The 654-nt window shown below is 57.0% G+C and carries 2 protein-coding genes; one reads left to right on the top strand and one right to left on the bottom strand.

What is annotated here, in order from left to right; all coding sequences use genetic code 11:
* Positions 1-230 (bottom strand): hypothetical protein (locus IVA82_RS49050; RefSeq protein WP_247493334.1); only part of this gene is annotated, 230 nt, incomplete at its 3' end.
* Here IVA82_RS49050 and IVA82_RS49045 point away from each other — a divergent pair.
* Positions 196-654 (top strand): site-specific integrase (locus tag IVA82_RS49045; protein ID WP_247493309.1); only part of this gene is annotated, 459 nt, incomplete at its 3' end. The two genes, IVA82_RS49050 and IVA82_RS49045, sit on opposite strands and share 35 nt — an antisense overlap.

Below are 654 nucleotides of genomic sequence, written 5' to 3'. Positions count from 1 at the left end.
TTGGACGAAGCCGCTCCGCGGCAGAACACTCGGCAAGAGTGGCCCATCTTCGGATGAAGGAATGCGGCTGAAGCAACTGTAACTGCTTTGGCGTGCCATGGTGAGACGTAATTTGCAGCGTTCATAGGCTTGGCTTCGAGCAAGATGGCGTTACTGCCCTCGGGCAGTTTTCGTTTTTTTGCCAAGGAGCCTTCAATGACCCCGCTTCGGTTACGCATGATAAACGACATGCAGATCCGCAACCTGTCACCGCATACGCAGGATTCCTATCTGCTGCAGGTTTCGCAGTTCGCCCGCCATTTTGCGAAGTCGCCGGCTTTGCTTGGGCCGGAAGATGTCCGCGCCTACCAAGTCTATCTGACGAACGAGAAGAAGTTGGCGCCGAAGTCGATCCACGTGACCGTCTCAGCGCTCCGTTTCTTGTACCGTGTCACGCTCGGCTTCGAATGGGATTTCGACCTCATCATTCCGTGTCCAAAGGCGCCCAAGACACTCGCCGTCATCCTCAGCCCCGAAGAGGTGCTGCACTTCCTCGGCTGCGTGGAGAGCCTCAAGCATCAAGTGATCCTGACAACATGCTACGCCGCCGGTCTGCGCATTTCCGAAGCGGTACGCCTAAAGCCGGGAGCCATCGACCGACAGCGGATGGTGCTA

This window comes from Bradyrhizobium sp. 142 (assembly GCF_023074015.1).
Classification (GTDB): domain Bacteria; phylum Pseudomonadota; class Alphaproteobacteria; order Rhizobiales; family Xanthobacteraceae; genus Bradyrhizobium.
The sequence above is the reverse complement of the archived record's forward strand: the minus strand, read 5'-3'. Positions and strand labels throughout refer to the sequence as shown.